The organism is Vibrio qingdaonensis, assembly GCF_026191675.1.
GTDB classification, from domain to species: domain Bacteria; phylum Pseudomonadota; class Gammaproteobacteria; order Enterobacterales; family Vibrionaceae; genus Vibrio; species Vibrio qingdaonensis.
In genome coordinates, this window is record NZ_JAKRRY010000001.1 from 258410 (window position 1) to 273087 (window position 14678).

The window sequence follows — 14678 nt, forward strand, 5'->3', positions numbered from 1 at the left end:
TCTCAAGGTCTCAAGGTCTTAAAGTCTCAAGCGACTAGTTACGCCACAAGCCCATTAACGATTGCTGCATTGACTTAACATTCCCTAGCACTTCGACGCTCGCTTCAAAAGAGCGTGTCGCGGAGATCATGTCGGCCATCTCATTCACTACATTGATTCCAGAGTAGTAAACGTAGCCTTCTGGGTTAGATAATGGATTATTTGGCTCATAACGCCCTTCCATCATGGAGGAGACTTCTACCACATCGGCAATTCGAATGGGCACGACACCATTACGATGAGATTCTTGTGCATCGAACTGGTTATAAATCGCTGAAAATATAGGTTTAAGGGGTTTATAGACCTTAGCCGGATCGCCAGATACAGAATCTGCATTCGCAAGGTTACTAGAAATGGTATTTAACCGAACGGTTTGCGCACTCATTGCTGAGCCAGCCGTTTCGTAGATCCCTAAAAATGACATGGTTTCCCTACCTTAGTCGTTTAACATAATCGTCGCTTTTACTGAGTACCTCGAGTACGAATCGACACCCGTACGAAAGTCGGTAACTATTGCCCTTTAATCGCTGACTTCAAGCCATTAATCTTTGATTGTAAAAATGCCAAACTTTGGTGATAGTCCATCACATTTTTGGCAAAGCGAGCCTGCTCCGTTTCCAACTCAACGGTATTGCCATCGCGGGTTCGTTGAACGGGTATGCGATATTGCATGCTGCTGTCCATAGCCCATGCTTTGGTCGAACCAATTCCGCTTAAAACAGCGTTAAACGTAAGATCCATTGCTTTGTAGTTTGGTGTATCTACATTGGCAATGTTTGAACTTAACACCGCGGCTCGGTCTAATCGAAACTGCACCACTTCAGGATGCACGCCCAATGCTTTGTCTAAGTGAATCATATCCTAGCCTTCTCAGGTCACTGTTGCACAATATGCACTCAGACCCTTATTGTTATTACCACTCATCCTCAATTCCTAATCAAACCACATTGAAATGAGGTTGCTATAACCTATAGTTAGGAATAATCGACGTGTCAAACTTGAGACCGCGTCAAAAAACAAGCAATATGGACTTGACATGAATAAAATATCGTTGACTGAATTTGGTAATCCCAATTTAAAAATGCGTAAGTTTTTGCTTAAACATACGAGTCACTTCTCTAATGAACTCGTGGATGTTTTTAAATTTAACTTCTCGGGAAAACACGTACGCACGCACTTTGCCTCAGCGTCTAGCGCTTCCAAAGACGACATTCAAACCGTTTTGCATATCGAAGAATTTGGTCATGTTTTTTTCTACACTGCCCCCGAGACCATCGACTTATTACTGCACCAACATTTAAATAATCATGCTCCTCAAAACACAAAAAAAAATAAGAAGGTGCCACTAGTCCTCACTCAAACCCATCACAGATTATTCCAAAAACTTGCCATGGCAATTACCAACATTCTCACTGCAGATGCTGGGCATTATGCGGTGGAACACACTGATCATCCACCTTCTGATATTGGCGTCTCTGTGACTTTCAATTTCGATGGATGTGAGGCTGTTATCACCATCATGATTGACAGCAAATACGTTAAAAAACTTCGTTCGCTACTTAACAACGACGAAAGCTTCGATAGTGATGAAATTTTAAACACGTTACGTTATCAACCCGTGGAATTAGGCTGCGTGCTGATGAAGGGACAGTGCTCGATGCATGAGGTATCACAGCTTAAACCGGGGCATTTCATCCCACTCACTCTTTGTAAAACCTTACAGGTTAAAGTCAATGGTCAACCGACGTTTATTGGGAAAATACAAGCTATTGACTCTGAATTAGGAGTAATTATTGATGGCTAACAATAACAGGCACGAGGCAAACGATAACACGCACGAGGGTAATACTATGTCCACTGACGATTTAAATCTGCATGATGAACTTCCCGATTTAGGCGACTTAGATCTTGATGATCTCGAAGACGATGAACCAGAAACTTCGTCGTATCAAAGCATTAATAACGTCACGCTACTTAAGAGCATTCCTGTCGACATAACCGTTGAAGTAGCGAGGAAAACGTTGATCCTAGACGAACTACTCAGCCTAAAATCTGGCGATGTCATTATGCTAGAGAAACACGAAGGTGAGCCTGTTGATATTAAAATTAACGGTACAGCGTTTGGCACAGGAGAAATTGTCGCCAAAAATGGTCAGTACGGTGTCAGGCTGCTTAGTATCACGAAGAAACCAATCCAGTAATGCAGGTACCTTCAAGGATGATGATACTCACATACTTTATCGCAGGCGCATCGCTCGCCCTAATGCCGAATACAGTGCATGCTGAAGCGCTGACCATTCTTACCGAATCTCAAACCTCCGAAGGGAATGAATACAGCGTCAAATTGCAGATCTTAATCCTAATGACGATGTTAAGTTTTGTTCCTGCATTCGTCATCATGTGCACCAGTTTTACCCGCATCGTCATTGTTCTTGCGATACTTCGACAAGCATTGGGCTTACAACAAACGCCTCCCAATCAAGTGTTGGTCGGAATTGCCCTCATTTTCACCTTGCTGATCATGCGACCCGTCTGGACTTCGATCTACGATAAAGCGTACCTCCCTTACTCTCAAGATGAAATTACGCTGGAACAGTCTATTGCGATTGCAGAGGTCCCATTACGCCGATATATGTTGGATCAAACTCAACGTAAAGCGTTAGAGCAAGTGACAAAAATTGCTGGTGAATCAGCACTGGCCACTGACAAGGAGATTCCGTTTCTCATTTTGCTCCCCGCTTATTTACTTAGCGAACTCAAAGTTGCTTTTCAGATTGGGTTTATGCTGTTTTTGCCATTTTTGGTCATAGATTTGGTTGTCGCCTCGGTACTCATGTCCATGGGGATGATGATGCTATCACCACTGATTGTTTCGCTTCCTTTTAAACTGCTTATTTTTGTTGTAGTGGATGGTTGGGGCCTATTAATGGGCAGCTTGGCGAGTAGCTTTTGGATTAGCGCATGAGCCCAGAACAAGCTGTCACACTCGTTAGCCAAGCTATTTGGGTCATTATTTTAATGGTTTCTGTGCTCATTTTACCAAGCTTAATTGTTGGTTTAGTTGTGGCTATTTTCCAAGCGGTAACACAAGTCAACGAGCAAACATTGAGCTTTTTACCGCGACTTTTGGTGACATTACTCTCCATTATTTTGGCTGGCCACTGGCTAATTCAAGAAATCAGCGACCTTTTTATCTTCGTTTTTACCGCCATTCCAAGTGAAATTGGCTAATGTTATGACCGTGACGTTTACCGACATAACTCAGTGGCTCGGCATATTATGGTGGCCCTTTGTTCGGTTAACCGGGCTATTTATTATCGCGCCGTTTTTTGGAGATAAGGTTATTCCGGTTCGCGTAAAAGTACTGTTTGCCTTCCTCTTTTCCTTATTGCTCGCGCCTCTTATTCACCATGTTCCCGCGTTTAACCCATTTTCAATCGACACCCTTATCTTTACCTTATATCAGTTAATTTTCGGATTTTTAATTGGCTTCGCCGTAATGATATTTTTCACTATCTTTTCAGTGGCAGGACAAGCCATTTCTATGCAAATGGGGCTGGCAATGGCTGTCATGAATGATCCGGCCAATGGTGTGAGCATTGCGATTATTGGAAGAATTATGTTTATCACTGCTATGTTACTTTTTCTGTCCTTAGACGCCCACCTTGTTATCCTTTACGTCTTTAAACAAAGCTTTCACTTTTGGCCTCTGGACTCAGTTTTTCCATTCAACAGCATAGAATATGTACTTAAAATGGTGTCATGGATGTTCGCAACCGGCTTACTCGTTGCGGTACCTGCAATTGTTGTAATGCTACTTAGTAATATTACTTTTGGTCTAATGAATAAAGCAGCACCAGCACTGAACGTTTTCGCTCTAGGGTTTCCAATGACAATGTTACTTGGACTCTTTGCTCTGATGGCTTCATTGACAGGGATTGGAGACCATTACTTCGATCTGGTCATTGAGCTCAACGACCATTTGCTTTATATGCTAAGGCTACCCAATGGCTGACAATCAAGATTCTGGCGATAAAAGCGAACAACCCAGTCACCACAAACTCAATAAAGCACGCAATGAAGGGCAAATACCCCGTGCTAAAGAGTTCGTATCCTCCGTCACACTGATTTGCGTCGTTGGCTACTATATTGCGAGCCTAGAAACCATTAAACAGACATTCGTCGAGTTATTCTTAGCATGCTTCCAGTTTACCATTAATGACATCCACCAGCCTATTTCCGCTATAGAGCTACTCGGCAGTGCTTTGTTTGGCATGATTATGCTCTTTTTCCCCTTGTTAATTTATCAAGCTATCGCTGCGGTAATTGGTTCTACATTGCTTGGTGGATGGGTTTTTAGCCCTTCCTTATTGGTACCGAAGTTTGAAAAAATAAGCCCCATTAAAGGGTTGAAACGCATATTCTCCAGCCAATCTCTGGTTGAACTGGCGAAAAACAGCGTTAAGGTCACGCTATTCTTCACGCTTTTGTACTGGGTAATTTCTCGCTACATCTCTGTTATTACCAATTTAATTGGATCGCATTTTGATACAGTCGTACTTTCCATCTCTTCCATTACCGTAGAGTACTTAAGCTATCTACTTTTTCTCGTGTTGCTATTTGGCTTGTTAGATTTCCCTTACCAACGCCACGAGTTTACCAAGCAAATGAAAATGACTAAGCAAGAAGTGAAGGATGAGCACAAAGAGCAAGAAGGGAGACCCGAAGTCAAAGCGCGCATTCGACAAATTCAAATACAGAACGCAAAAAGAAATGCTAATGAGAGAGTGCCTAAAGCTAACGTCATTTTGGTCAACCCAACGCATTACGCTGTCGCTCTGATCTATGACCTATCGCAGGCAGAAGCGCCTTTCGTCGTGGCGAAAGGTAGAGACGATGTCGCGATTTATATCAAGAAATTAGCAACGAAGCATCATGTAGAAGTCATACAAAGTGCTGAACTGACGCGCGCAATTTATCGCACCACACAAATAGACCAAATGGTACCGAACCAATTATTTGTCGCCGTCGCGCACATCCTAACTTATGTCAATCAACTCAAGCAGTGGCGACAAGGGAAAAGAACTAAGCCAGCACGATTGCCCGCTTTTTATATACCGAAAGAATGGTCTGATATCAACGATTCTGCAGATACAAAAAAGCCCACATAAAGTGGGCTTTTTTGTATTGAATTTGGTGCCCGCTACTGGACTCGAACCAGTGACACCTTGCATGTCATGCAAGTACTCTAACCAACTGAGCTAAGCGGGCAAATTGTTATGCTGTTAACCGCGAACCTAAAAGATAAACTTAAAGATATGGTGCCCGCTACTGGACTCGAACCAGTGACACCTTGCATGTCATGCAAGTACTCTAACCAACTGAGCTAAGCGGGCATATTGTTACGCTGTTAACGGCTTACCTAAAAGGTAAACTTAAGGATTTGGTGCCCGCTACTGGACTCGAACCAGTGACACCTTGCATGTCATGCAAGTACTCTAACCAACTGAGCTAAGCGGGCGTTATTCCTTAGAACGAGGAAGATATTAACGAGAGATATTGGGCTGTGCAAGCACATTTTTGTATTTTTGATGTTGTTTGGCGCTTATATCACCAGTTCGCTTTGTTTTTGTGCTTTTGTCCCTGAAAATACAACTCTTTTCCATTTTCTCAGTGGTCACTAAGGACGTTCAGGGTCGTCTTCAAACACAACATTATAATTTTCTGTGTACTGACATAATGGCTGGCGACTGCAGGTGAAGAATCGACGACCTTTCAAATTGCCCTGCGTTGCCGTTTTGATGTTCATTGGACTACCACAACGTTTACAGAACCGAACTTCTTTCTCTGGCTCGATAAGATCAATGTGCGCTCCAATAAGGCGGCGTAATTTACTCACTTGGTAGCTCATTTTAACACTTGCACCAATCAACGGCAGTTCCGCAGATTTACAGACTTGTATAATTAGTTTTTGACGTTCTATCTTCCCCTGGTGCAACTTTTGACCATCATCATATTCAATCACCACGCGAGGTTGCAGCGTACGTGGGTCACAAATAACAAAATCGAAGTAGCTTTTTGCTATCACGTTGTTGGCGATGTACCACTGTTTTTTATTGGCCGTTTGGGTCGGTGTAACCACATTGGAAAGGTTGACTTTCGTAAGGATCAACCCATGCTCGCCTACCGCTTCTCTTAATGCATTATAAAATGCGGTTTGAGGCGCCGATAAGATGGGTCCTTTCGCTTTATATCGATAGGTTTTGGTATCTTCTTGTTTAACGAAAAATTTAAGCGCGACAAAGAACAAACCGACCAGCATTGCAAGAACGAGAAATATTTCAAACATTAATTGTGATTACCTTTGTAGCCAACTCTGACTTTTAGACCGTTAACGAGAGTATGCGTAATACCAGTTTTATGCAATATTTGTCGAGTTTGATCGTTGATATTTCAAATAAACATTTATAATCAAAGAAGTATTCTCAATCAGGAAACGTAGATGGACCTTCACATTCGTAAATTCATGATGCTTAGCATGATGGTGCTATTGACCGCTTGTACTGGTATGCCGAGCACCGTACAGCCCATTAACCAATTTGAACTTAATCGCTATCTCGGACAATGGTACGAAGTCGCTCGATTGGATCATAGCTTTGAGCGCGGCTTAGATAATGTCTCCGCATTTTACTCCATTAACAAAGATGGCTCAGTAAAAGTCGTCAATCGTGGTTGGAACCGTGAAGACAATGAATGGTCCGAAGCAGAAGGGAAAGCTAAGTTCGTCGATACACCAGATATCGCCCATCTAAAGGTGTCTTTTTTTGGGCCTTTCTATGGTAGTTATGTCGTTTACTATCTTGAGGACGACTACTCGGTAGCACTAGTGAGTGGCTACAATTTGGATTACTTCTGGCTTCTTTCCCGAACTCCAACCCTACCCCAAGAAGCACTAGACAACTATATTCAAAAAGCAAATAAAGCGGGGTTCGATACCGACTCACTCATTTTTCCAAAGCAAGACAAAGCTCAGATCAAGAAAAACGATTAGACAATCCATTCAATAGCTTTTTGGTTTTAATTTTAACCACCCGCCAGTGAGTCACTGGCGTTCTTGGCGCCGTATCCAACAAGTGCTCCATGGCTTTTTGATCAAAGGTGACCGGACTGCGGTGCGCTAACAGCACTTGCTTCGCATTCAGTTGATACACTTTCTTAATCGACGCTCGATATTGATTAGGGTGAAAAACTGGAAATGGTGCCACCAAATTTTGCTTAACTTGCACCATAAGGTCCGCCACGTAAATAACCGCCTGCCCTGCGTGGTAAACAGAGATATCCCTATCGGTATGACCGGGCGTTGCAATGACCTGCCAATCCGAAAAATTGGGGATCCGATCACCATCTACGACACCAAACTGTGGAGTGAGCGACTTTTTATACCATAAATTCTTTCGTGGTTTCCCCATACGACTCGCCATCCACCACGCTAATGAAAGATCAGCAAGGTGCATGAAAAATCCGTCAATGCCTCGATACCATTGATGGGTTTCGTTAGAAGACACTATATCACAGCCACAAAGTGCTCTAAGGCGATTGGCTGCGCCTGCATGGTCAGGGTGCATGTGAGTGACCACCACGACTTTTAGGTCAGTCAATGGACGAGTCAGCTCTTTAGTAATAAAGTGGCAAATAGTGCTAACGTCGGCTCGGCTTGCACCATCAAGCAGTAACAATTTATCTGGATATTCAACTAAGTATATCTGTTGAATATAGCCTTTTATGTTATGTATTTTCATCATGACTTCAACTGGTCTAATCTCTTTCGATAAGATAGCCTTTTATTTACAAATTCGCAACATAACCACATCCTCGAATACCCCCACCTATCGTTGCGGCGTATTTTCAATTGTCGTTCATTGAGTTAAGCCATAGAATGATCCCATTGACTGACGCAGCTCAAGCGTAAAAAGAAACAGGATTAATCTATGAGCTTAATTGTGGCTGGACATCGTGGTGTTGCAGGAACCCACCCGGAGAATACCTTAATTAGTATCAGGGAAGCCAAACGACTGGGTTTGAATTGGATTGAAGTGGATGTACAGCCCACTCAGGACGACATTCTTGTGATTTGTCACGATCATACGGTTGATCGCTGCAGCAATGGACACGGTCGTGTCGACAAATTATCACTGGCGCAGTTACAACAACTCGATTTTGGCGCATGGAAAGACAAACAATATCGAGCAGAGCCCATATTAACGTTAAAGGCGCTGTTGCAGTATTGCGATGAGAACCAGCTTTGCGTCAATCTGGAAATCAAGATAGACACACATGATGCCCATCACGTTGTATCGTTACTTGAACGCGATCTTGCCGCTAGCGCTATCAACCGCGAACAGCTGCTCCTTTCCAGTTTTAGCGCCAGCGTCATGCAAGCGCTCTACTCGGCTAATCTGGGAATCAAACTAGGTGTATTGGGAAACAGACTCAATAACAAATTACTTCGATTGATCGACGACGTGGAAGCCTATAGCTGCCACCTAAACTACCGCTGGCTGAACCAACGGCATGTACAAGCATTAAGGCGAAAACAGGTATCTATTTGGTGTTATACCGTCAACAATCCAAAATCTTTCAAACTGCGTGATTACGTTGACGGTATTTTTAGCGATTTTCCTCAACGTTTTACTCGTTAAACGTTTTACTCAATTCGACGGCCACAATCACGATAATGAAGCGCCTTCATCACGACATGCGCTTCATCTCACACCCCAGAGCATTCTATTACTTGCTACGTCGACGGCTCTGCCATCGCGTCCACTATGCCATCGCGTCCACTATATAGTCGATAAACGCTCGCCGACGTGCTGGCATATATTTGGATTGTGGAAACTGCATCACCACGAGCCCCTGATACCGTGAGTTAATTTTCCAATCAGGCAGTACCGGAAGTACGTCTCCTTTCAGCAGGGCTTCCCGAACAACAAACTCCGGAAATACCCCTATACCAAAGTCTTGTTGTACCGCATTTAGTCGCATTTCTGAATGATTCACACTAAAGCGCCCATCGACTTGTACTTTCACCACATCGTCATCACGAGTAAAAACCCATTGATTGTCATTAGGTGATTCGTTTAAGAATAAGCACTGATGCTGCAATAGCTGGTTAGGTTCAAATGGTACACCATTTGATTGCAAATACGTTTTGCTCGCGCATAGTACTGTTTTAATGTTCCCTAGGTTCTTGGCGACAAGATTTTCACGCGGTGAATGTGTCAACTCAAAGACGATATCTAAATTGTGACCAAACGGATCAACAAAATCATCACTCACAAATAGCCTCAATTTGACCTTGGGACATTGCCTTAAAAACGACAGCAGCAGCGGTTCCAAAATATGACGGCTAAAGGCTTTTGGGGCGGCAATCCTCAACTCGCCAGTTATCTCTTGGTCACCTTGACTTGTGATAACTGAAATATCAGTGGCTGCCTCCATGATTTTTTTCCCAAATTCATAGACGGCCTTACCAGCATCTGTGGTGACCTGCTTTCGTGTCGTTCTTTCAAGTAAATCGGTCGCCAGCGCCGACTCAAGCCGACTCACCTGACGACTCACCCCAGATGGCGTCACACCAAGACGTTGTGAGGCAGCCGTAAAACTTCCTGATTCAACAACAACGACAAACGCGGCAATGTCGGGTAAGAGACCCATCAATTTATTTGTGTCCACTGGTCATCACTCCTTTGACTACTGGAGATATTATTATTTCGCTATTCATAAGTTAGCATAAGCACAGTGTTATTTAACGGAAGAATATCAGACAAATGCAGATTAGCCGACATTATGCATATGGACTACCATCAAGTATTGCCATATTGGGACTGTTGTTCGTTTCCGTCATGTGGGGAACGAGCTATGGGGTATCAAAGAAATTACTGACCCTAATGCCACTAGAACAACTTCTATTTGCACGCTTTGCTATAAGTAGCCTAGTACTCGGATCGATTCTTGTTAGAAAAAATGTGGTGGCGGACTTTTTCGTCTCTCCTCGTCGCTACCTAACGGTAGGCATGACGACCGGTTTCATTCTTACCGGTATTTTCATTACCGAAACGTGGGCCGTAATGTTAACGCAAGCAAGTGAAGTTGCCGTACTTATAAGCCTTTGTGTGCTCTTTACCCCGTTTATAGAACGTCTTTGGCTAAAAACAATACTTCCCGTGTCTCTCTACTTGTACTGCTTGTTAGGGGTAATAGGCATCGTATTAGCGTCCAATACCAATTGGCATGCCATTGTCCTAAACGACATAGACCTTAACGACATAGTCCTTAACGACAGTGTCATTCTGATACTGACCGCAGCCATCCTACGCTCGATTATGGTGGTGGCTTGCCGCAAAGCATTGAGTGATTCGGCGCTAAGTTTAGAATTGGTGACATTCATTCAGCTCACCGTCGTCACCATGTCGATGCTTGGACTCATTATTTACAATTATAACGCCACCCAAACGATGCAGATGCTCTCATTATTTGGGCTAGAAGAAACCCTTTATCTTTTATACCTTGCACTAGCCTGTACGTTGCTGGCATTTTTTCTACAGAATTACTCCGTGAGATTTCTAAGTGCCAGTCATGCTTCATTACTCATGGCAACCGAACCATTATTTGGACTGCTATTTTCGGTGTTTTTTCTAAGTGAAGTGCTCACGCTTTTGCAGTGGGGAGGCAGCATATTGATTGTTTCTACTACAATGGCCGCGTGTTACCAATTTTCTAAGCAAAAATCCTCTCAAAACTAAGCAATAAATCTGAAATGCGGCGGTTTTTTTGATTTATCTCAGGTCTAGCACGTAAACATAGGGTGTAAAGTAATCCTCCCTGTTCTAAACCTGAAAGAATTCTATGACCCATGTAAATACGGACCGTTTGGTCAACCATTTCTTTGAACTTGTAAAAATCGACAGTGAATCTGGCAACGAAAAAGCCATCGCAGAAGCAGTATCTGAACAGCTAGGGGAGCTTGGATTTACCGTTAGCAAACTTCCCGTCCCAGAGAAGTACACCAATGGTTTTAATGTGTACGGTCGACTTGAAGGCACCCTAGAAGGCAGCATTGTTTTTAGCGCCCATATGGATACCGTTTCTCCTGGTATTGGCATCGAGCCAATCATCGAAGATGGTATTATTCGCTCGAAAGGCAACACGATCCTTGGTGGAGACGACAAATCTGGTATCGCTGCCGTAATGGAAGCCGTTCGATGCCTAAAAGAGCAAAACGTTGCACACAAAACGATTGAAGTGGCTTTCACCGTTCATGAAGAAGGTGGTTTGTTTGGCTCTGAATACTTCGACATGTCATTCATCCAATCTGACAAAGCCATTGTTCTAGATACAGGCGGCGCAATTGGTAGCATTGTAACTGGCGCACCAGGGCAACAGAAAATCATTGCAAAAATCACCGGTCGCCCCGCTCACGCTGGTCTTGCTCCTGAAGAAGGCATTAGCGCAGCGAGTGTTGCTGCCGATGCTATCATGAACATGAAGCTACTGCGCATTGATGAAGAAACCACGGCAAACATCGGTATGATCAATGGTGGTCAGGCAACAAACATCGTAATGCCTGAACTCACTGTTATCGCCGAAGCACGTTCTTTGAACGGTGACAAACTGGCTGCACAAGTTGAGCACATGATTGCAACGTTCGAAGCTTCAGCGAAAAAGTTCGGCGCGACGGTTGAGATCGAATCAACACGTGCTTACAACGCCTTTGTTATCGCAGAAGATGATGCACACGTACTGCAAGTAAAAGCAGCCTTTGCCAAGAATGGCATTGAAGCAACCACCAAACACACGGGTGGCGGTAGTGATGCAAATAACTTCAATAAGAAAGGGCTAACCACCGTCAACCTTTCAACAGGTATGGCGAAAGTACACACCACTGAAGAATACATTGCGATTGATGACATGGTAAAAATCACTGACTTCGTGATTGCTTACGTTACAGCATAGAGTACGTATTTTGACGCCACTCCCTGAATTCGGAGTGGCTTTTTTATGCCTTAAATCCAAATCACAAAGAAGAATACGCTCAGAATTATTTACAGGGTCGAATTGTTCGTTTCTACAACCCTTCAAACTCATCAATGGCTTTTCGTGCCTCTACCAAGCTACAACCAGATTCATGCATCAGTTCAGCCACGGTAATATCGGGATTTTGCTCCAACACCTGCTGAATAGGTGACTTATACTCTGCCAACACTTTATCAACCGCCACAGCAATCCACCCCACATCAGATTCAAGAGCGAAGCGGGTCAATGATTGGGGGTTGCCAATTAATGTCCAGTTTCGAGATCGTCGGATACGCTTCAACTGACACTTCAGATCACTCGCGAGCTGGATTAAACGTTGCTTATCATCGACTCTATGTACAAAGCTATTCAGCCGAATGGTCACTAGAAGCCGCGATTTTTCCAAAACTGCCCCTCGTCTCTCGCCATCACTTTGAATTTTTTCTCCGCGACGACTTTGCCTTGTAACGACATTTCCATCTTCCATTCACCCAAATTGCTTTCTAGTCCCTCTGTTGGATGGAGCAACTGAATCGTATCGCCTAAATAGAAGTCCCAATCATTACTATTGATGTGTTCTTCCCCATCAAAAGGCTCTAATACTTGCCCTTTTTTACCGACAATGCCGGGATGGAAAATACAAAACTGAATTCGCTCGCCTTTGGCCTTTTTGATGTTCACAGTGAAACCAAACTCCACCTGTTCATCGGCGGTAACGTTAGTCGTAAACTCCTGAATTTTCGGCAATGTTTTCGCGCTAGAATCCCACGTAGAGTAAATACCATATGACGTCATTTCAACAATTGGTGAGCGTTTTGCCATCTATCTTTTCCTATTTCATATTGCTTATTGCTTATTGCTTATTGCTTATTGCTTATTGCTTATTGCTTATTGCTTATCATCAATAGCGAACTCGCCGCTTAATATCAAGCTGCTTCGCGATTAAAAAAATGCAACGACTTAGTCTTGCCAGCGACGTTGCATTTTATCAATCACAGCTTGCTCTACACCATGGATATTGGCATAACGCCCCCGGCACACTCTAATTTCAATCTCTGCATTATGGCGTATCGCCATCTGTTGATACGCTTTCATTTCCCAGCGACGAATAAACGTATTGGCAACCACCACGTCGTTACCAAGCGACAGTTGTTGTTCAGCTTGACCCTGGCACCAAAGGTGCGCCTCCTCAATACGAGACGCGTCATATTGGTACAAACCACAGTCATCCACAAAGAACATATCTGCTTCGATATGGAAGGCTGATAGGGTCTGCGCCAAGGTTGATTTACCCGAACCCGGTAAACCCCGAATTAATATCAATTTCGTCACAATAATCCAATGATTACACGCTGCGGTTATATTCGGTTCATTATACAGAAATTACTTTCGTCATCAGGGGGAAATCTCGCGTAAGTCAATGTTGTGGTCGACTTGGTACCAATTAACGGTCGACAAGACTACATGTTTCAGTTAACTTTAGATGTATAGACGTCCAAAACACCAATTAGCTTAGGGAGTAAGCTGTGCCAATTAAGATTCCTGACCAACTGCCCGCATCCGATGTACTTCGTGAAGAAAACATCTTTATCATGCCGGAAACTCGTGCATCTTCTCAGGAGATCCGCCCGCTTAAAGTGCTCATCCTCAACCTCATGCCTAAAAAAATTGAAACGGAAACTCAATTTTTAAGACTACTCTCAAATAGCCCTCTTCAGGTGGATATAGAGCTACTGCGCATTGACGATCGCCCAAGTAAAAACACACCAACAGAACACCTCGACAATTTCTATCGCCAATTTGAGATGGTTAAAAACCGTAATTTCGATGGTTTAATCATCACAGGCGCACCTCTTGGCTTAGTTCAGTTTGAAGATGTCATGTACTGGGATCACCTACAAACCATTATGAATTGGGCAAACAAGCATGTGACCTCAACGCTCTATGTGTGCTGGGCAGCTCAAGCAGGATTAAAACTGCTTTATAATTTGCCAAAACGGACACGTAAAGAAAAACTATCTGGTGTCTATCACCATTCAGTCCACCAGCCCTATCACCCTGTGCTACGTGGGTTCGATGACTCGTTTCTTGCGCCACATTCACGTTATGCAGACTTCTCGGTTGAGTACTTAGAAGAACACACCGACCTCGACATTCTCGCAACATCTGACGTCGCTGGTGTGTACCTAGCAGCGACAAAAGATAAACGAAACGTATTTGTAACTGGTCATCCGGAATACGATGCACTGACTCTTCATAACGAGTATGTTCGTGATCTTGGCGAGGGAATGGAGCCGGCGATTCCGGTTAACTATTACCCCAACAATAACCCAGATAACAAGCCTTGTGCCAGCTGGCGTAGTCATGGACATCTGCTATTTGCCAACTGGTTGAACTACTGTGTTTATCAGCAAACACCGTACGATTTGGATCACTTCAGCGCGGACAATTTTACCGTGACTGACTAGTGTTCTTAATTGAGTCATGGTTAGCATTAAGCCACCACGGCTAGCATAGAAAAAATCCCTAAAGACGCACATCTTTAGGGATTTCTAATTCTGCATTCC

Annotated in this window: 19 protein-coding genes and 3 tRNA genes; 11 read left to right on the forward strand and 11 right to left on the reverse strand. The window is 43.6% G+C overall.

Annotation, left to right across the window (positions count from 1 at the left end; all coding sequences use genetic code 11):
- Positions 1 to 34: 34 nt before the first annotated feature.
- Complete coding sequence (flgC, locus tag MD535_RS01130; protein ID WP_265673059.1) at positions 35 to 463, reverse strand: flagellar basal body rod protein FlgC; 429 nt, start codon at positions 461 to 463, stop codon at positions 35 to 37.
- 86 nt (positions 464 to 549) lie between these two features.
- Positions 550 to 897, reverse strand: a complete 348-nt coding sequence (locus MD535_RS01135; RefSeq protein WP_265673061.1) for a flagellar basal body protein — start codon at positions 895 to 897, stop codon at positions 550 to 552.
- A gap of 178 nt (positions 898 to 1075) precedes the next feature.
- Between MD535_RS01135 and MD535_RS01140 the strand changes: the two genes are divergently transcribed.
- The 6 genes from MD535_RS01140 to flhB are packed head-to-tail and all read left to right on the forward strand — an operon-like array spanning position 1076 to position 5210.
- Positions 1076 to 1843, forward strand: coding sequence for a FliM/FliN family flagellar motor switch protein (locus MD535_RS01140; protein ID WP_265673062.1), 768 nt, complete (start codon positions 1076 to 1078; stop codon positions 1841 to 1843).
- Between the two features lie 46 nt (positions 1844 to 1889).
- On the forward strand, positions 1890 to 2240 hold the full coding sequence (locus MD535_RS01145) for a FliM/FliN family flagellar motor switch protein (RefSeq protein WP_265673063.1): 351 nt from the start codon (positions 1890 to 1892) through the stop codon (positions 2238 to 2240).
- A gap of 20 nt (positions 2241 to 2260) precedes the next feature.
- On the forward strand, positions 2261 to 3004 hold the full coding sequence (fliP, locus tag MD535_RS01150; RefSeq protein ID WP_390902878.1) for a flagellar type III secretion system pore protein FliP: 744 nt from the start codon (positions 2261 to 2263) through the stop codon (positions 3002 to 3004).
- The gene (gene fliQ / locus MD535_RS01155; protein WP_265673065.1) at positions 3001 to 3270 is read left to right on the forward strand and encodes a flagellar biosynthesis protein FliQ; all 270 of its coding nucleotides are present in this window, start codon (positions 3001 to 3003) and stop codon (positions 3268 to 3270) included. The genes fliP and fliQ overlap by 4 nt, the downstream gene beginning before the upstream one ends.
- Positions 3271 to 3274: 4 nt before the next feature.
- Complete coding sequence (gene fliR / locus MD535_RS01160) at positions 3275 to 4054, forward strand: flagellar biosynthetic protein FliR (RefSeq protein ID WP_265673066.1); 780 nt, start codon at positions 3275 to 3277, stop codon at positions 4052 to 4054.
- Positions 4047 to 5210: a flagellar biosynthesis protein FlhB gene (gene flhB, locus MD535_RS01165; RefSeq protein ID WP_265673067.1), complete on the forward strand. Its 1164-nt coding sequence runs from the start codon at positions 4047 to 4049 to the stop codon at positions 5208 to 5210. The genes fliR and flhB overlap by 8 nt, the downstream gene beginning before the upstream one ends.
- A gap of 23 nt (positions 5211 to 5233) precedes the next feature.
- Here flhB and MD535_RS01170 read toward each other — a convergent pair.
- From MD535_RS01170 to MD535_RS01185, 4 genes are all read right to left on the reverse strand, one after another.
- Positions 5234 to 5310 (reverse strand) — tRNA-Val (locus tag MD535_RS01170).
- Positions 5311 to 5358: 48 nt separating this feature from the next.
- Positions 5359 to 5435, reverse strand: a tRNA-Val gene (locus tag MD535_RS01175).
- 48 nt (positions 5436 to 5483) lie between these two features.
- Positions 5484 to 5560, reverse strand: a tRNA-Val gene (locus MD535_RS01180).
- 159 nt (positions 5561 to 5719) lie between these two features.
- Entirely contained in the window at positions 5720 to 6388 is a 669-nt protein-coding gene (locus MD535_RS01185) for a DUF2726 domain-containing protein (protein WP_265673069.1), read from the reverse strand.
- A 153-nt stretch (positions 6389 to 6541) separates the two neighbouring features.
- Between MD535_RS01185 and MD535_RS01190 the strand changes: the two genes are divergently transcribed.
- The gene (locus MD535_RS01190; protein ID WP_265673070.1) at positions 6542 to 7090 is read left to right on the forward strand and encodes a lipocalin family protein; all 549 of its coding nucleotides are present in this window, start codon (positions 6542 to 6544) and stop codon (positions 7088 to 7090) included.
- Here the strand turns inward: MD535_RS01190 and MD535_RS01195 are convergent.
- Entirely contained in the window at positions 7074 to 7838 is a 765-nt protein-coding gene (locus MD535_RS01195; RefSeq protein WP_265673254.1) for an MBL fold metallo-hydrolase, read from the reverse strand. The two genes, MD535_RS01190 and MD535_RS01195, sit on opposite strands and share 17 nt — an antisense overlap.
- A gap of 189 nt (positions 7839 to 8027) precedes the next feature.
- On the opposite strand from MD535_RS01195, the gene MD535_RS01200 reads away from it, so the two are divergent.
- A complete protein-coding gene (locus tag MD535_RS01200) occupies positions 8028 to 8738 on the forward strand; it encodes a glycerophosphodiester phosphodiesterase family protein (protein ID WP_265673071.1) in 711 nt (236 codons plus the stop codon).
- Between the two features lie 124 nt (positions 8739 to 8862).
- On the opposite strand, the gene MD535_RS01205 is transcribed toward MD535_RS01200, so the two are convergent.
- On the reverse strand, positions 8863 to 9771 hold the full coding sequence (locus MD535_RS01205; RefSeq protein ID WP_265673073.1) for a LysR family transcriptional regulator: 909 nt from the start codon (positions 9769 to 9771) through the stop codon (positions 8863 to 8865).
- A gap of 95 nt (positions 9772 to 9866) precedes the next feature.
- Between MD535_RS01205 and MD535_RS01210 the strand changes: the two genes are divergently transcribed.
- Together MD535_RS01210 and MD535_RS01215 are read left to right on the forward strand one after the other, a co-directional pair.
- Complete coding sequence (locus tag MD535_RS01210; RefSeq protein ID WP_265673074.1) at positions 9867 to 10841, forward strand: DMT family transporter; 975 nt, start codon at positions 9867 to 9869, stop codon at positions 10839 to 10841.
- 103 nt (positions 10842 to 10944) lie between these two features.
- Positions 10945 to 12051, forward strand: coding sequence for a M20/M25/M40 family metallo-hydrolase (locus MD535_RS01215; protein WP_265673076.1), 1107 nt, complete (start codon positions 10945 to 10947; stop codon positions 12049 to 12051).
- Between the two features lie 112 nt (positions 12052 to 12163).
- Here the strand turns inward: MD535_RS01215 and MD535_RS01220 are convergent, their stop codons facing one another.
- The 3 genes from MD535_RS01220 to MD535_RS01230 all read right to left on the reverse strand — a co-directional run bounded on the left by MD535_RS01220 (position 12164) and on the right by MD535_RS01230 (position 13443).
- The gene (locus MD535_RS01220) at positions 12164 to 12517 is read right to left on the reverse strand and encodes a ribosome recycling factor family protein (RefSeq protein ID WP_265673077.1); all 354 of its coding nucleotides are present in this window, start codon (positions 12515 to 12517) and stop codon (positions 12164 to 12166) included.
- A complete protein-coding gene (locus MD535_RS01225) occupies positions 12496 to 12933 on the reverse strand; it encodes a DUF3859 domain-containing protein (protein WP_265673078.1) in 438 nt (145 codons plus the stop codon). The genes MD535_RS01220 and MD535_RS01225 overlap by 22 nt, the downstream gene beginning before the upstream one ends.
- A gap of 138 nt (positions 12934 to 13071) precedes the next feature.
- Positions 13072 to 13443 (reverse strand): ATP-binding protein, encoded by a 372-nt coding sequence (locus tag MD535_RS01230; protein ID WP_265673079.1) that lies wholly within the window; start codon positions 13441 to 13443, stop codon positions 13072 to 13074.
- A 194-nt stretch (positions 13444 to 13637) separates the two neighbouring features.
- Here MD535_RS01230 and metA point away from each other — a divergent pair, with 194 nt between their 5' ends.
- Complete coding sequence (gene metA / locus MD535_RS01235) at positions 13638 to 14579, forward strand: homoserine O-acetyltransferase MetA (protein WP_265673080.1); 942 nt, start codon at positions 13638 to 13640, stop codon at positions 14577 to 14579.
- Positions 14580 to 14678: the final 99 nt, after the last annotated feature.

Bases quoted from the DNA above. Each gene is read 5' to 3' on its own strand.
- MD535_RS01210 (WP_265673074.1), top strand. From the start codon at position 9,867: ATGCAGATTAGCCGACATTATGCATATGGACTACCATCAAGTATTGCC.
- fliP (WP_390902878.1), top strand. From the start codon at position 2,261: ATGATACTCACATACTTTATCGCAGGCGCATCGCTCGCCCTAATGCCG.
- fliR (WP_265673066.1), top strand. From the start codon at position 3,275: ATGACCGTGACGTTTACCGACATAACTCAGTGGCTCGGCATATTATGG.
- MD535_RS01190 (WP_265673070.1), top strand. From the start codon at position 6,542: ATGGACCTTCACATTCGTAAATTCATGATGCTTAGCATGATGGTGCTA.
- MD535_RS01185 (WP_265673069.1), bottom strand. From the start codon at position 6,388: ATGTTTGAAATATTTCTCGTTCTTGCAATGCTGGTCGGTTTGTTCTTT.
- MD535_RS01135 (WP_265673061.1), bottom strand. From the start codon at position 897: ATGATTCACTTAGACAAAGCATTGGGCGTGCATCCTGAAGTGGTGCAG.
- flgC (WP_265673059.1), bottom strand. From the start codon at position 463: ATGTCATTTTTAGGGATCTACGAAACGGCTGGCTCAGCAATGAGTGCG.
- MD535_RS01145 (WP_265673063.1), top strand. From the start codon at position 1,890: ATGTCCACTGACGATTTAAATCTGCATGATGAACTTCCCGATTTAGGC.
- MD535_RS01215 (WP_265673076.1), top strand. From the start codon at position 10,945: ATGACCCATGTAAATACGGACCGTTTGGTCAACCATTTCTTTGAACTT.
- MD535_RS01225 (WP_265673078.1), bottom strand. From the start codon at position 12,933: ATGGCAAAACGCTCACCAATTGTTGAAATGACGTCATATGGTATTTAC.
- MD535_RS01140 (WP_265673062.1), top strand. From the start codon at position 1,076: ATGAATAAAATATCGTTGACTGAATTTGGTAATCCCAATTTAAAAATG.
- MD535_RS01195 (WP_265673254.1), bottom strand. From the start codon at position 7,838: ATGAAAATACATAACATAAAAGGCTATATTCAACAGATATACTTAGTT.
- flhB (WP_265673067.1), top strand. From the start codon at position 4,047: ATGGCTGACAATCAAGATTCTGGCGATAAAAGCGAACAACCCAGTCAC.
- fliQ (WP_265673065.1), top strand. From the start codon at position 3,001: ATGAGCCCAGAACAAGCTGTCACACTCGTTAGCCAAGCTATTTGGGTC.
- MD535_RS01200 (WP_265673071.1), top strand. From the start codon at position 8,028: ATGAGCTTAATTGTGGCTGGACATCGTGGTGTTGCAGGAACCCACCCG.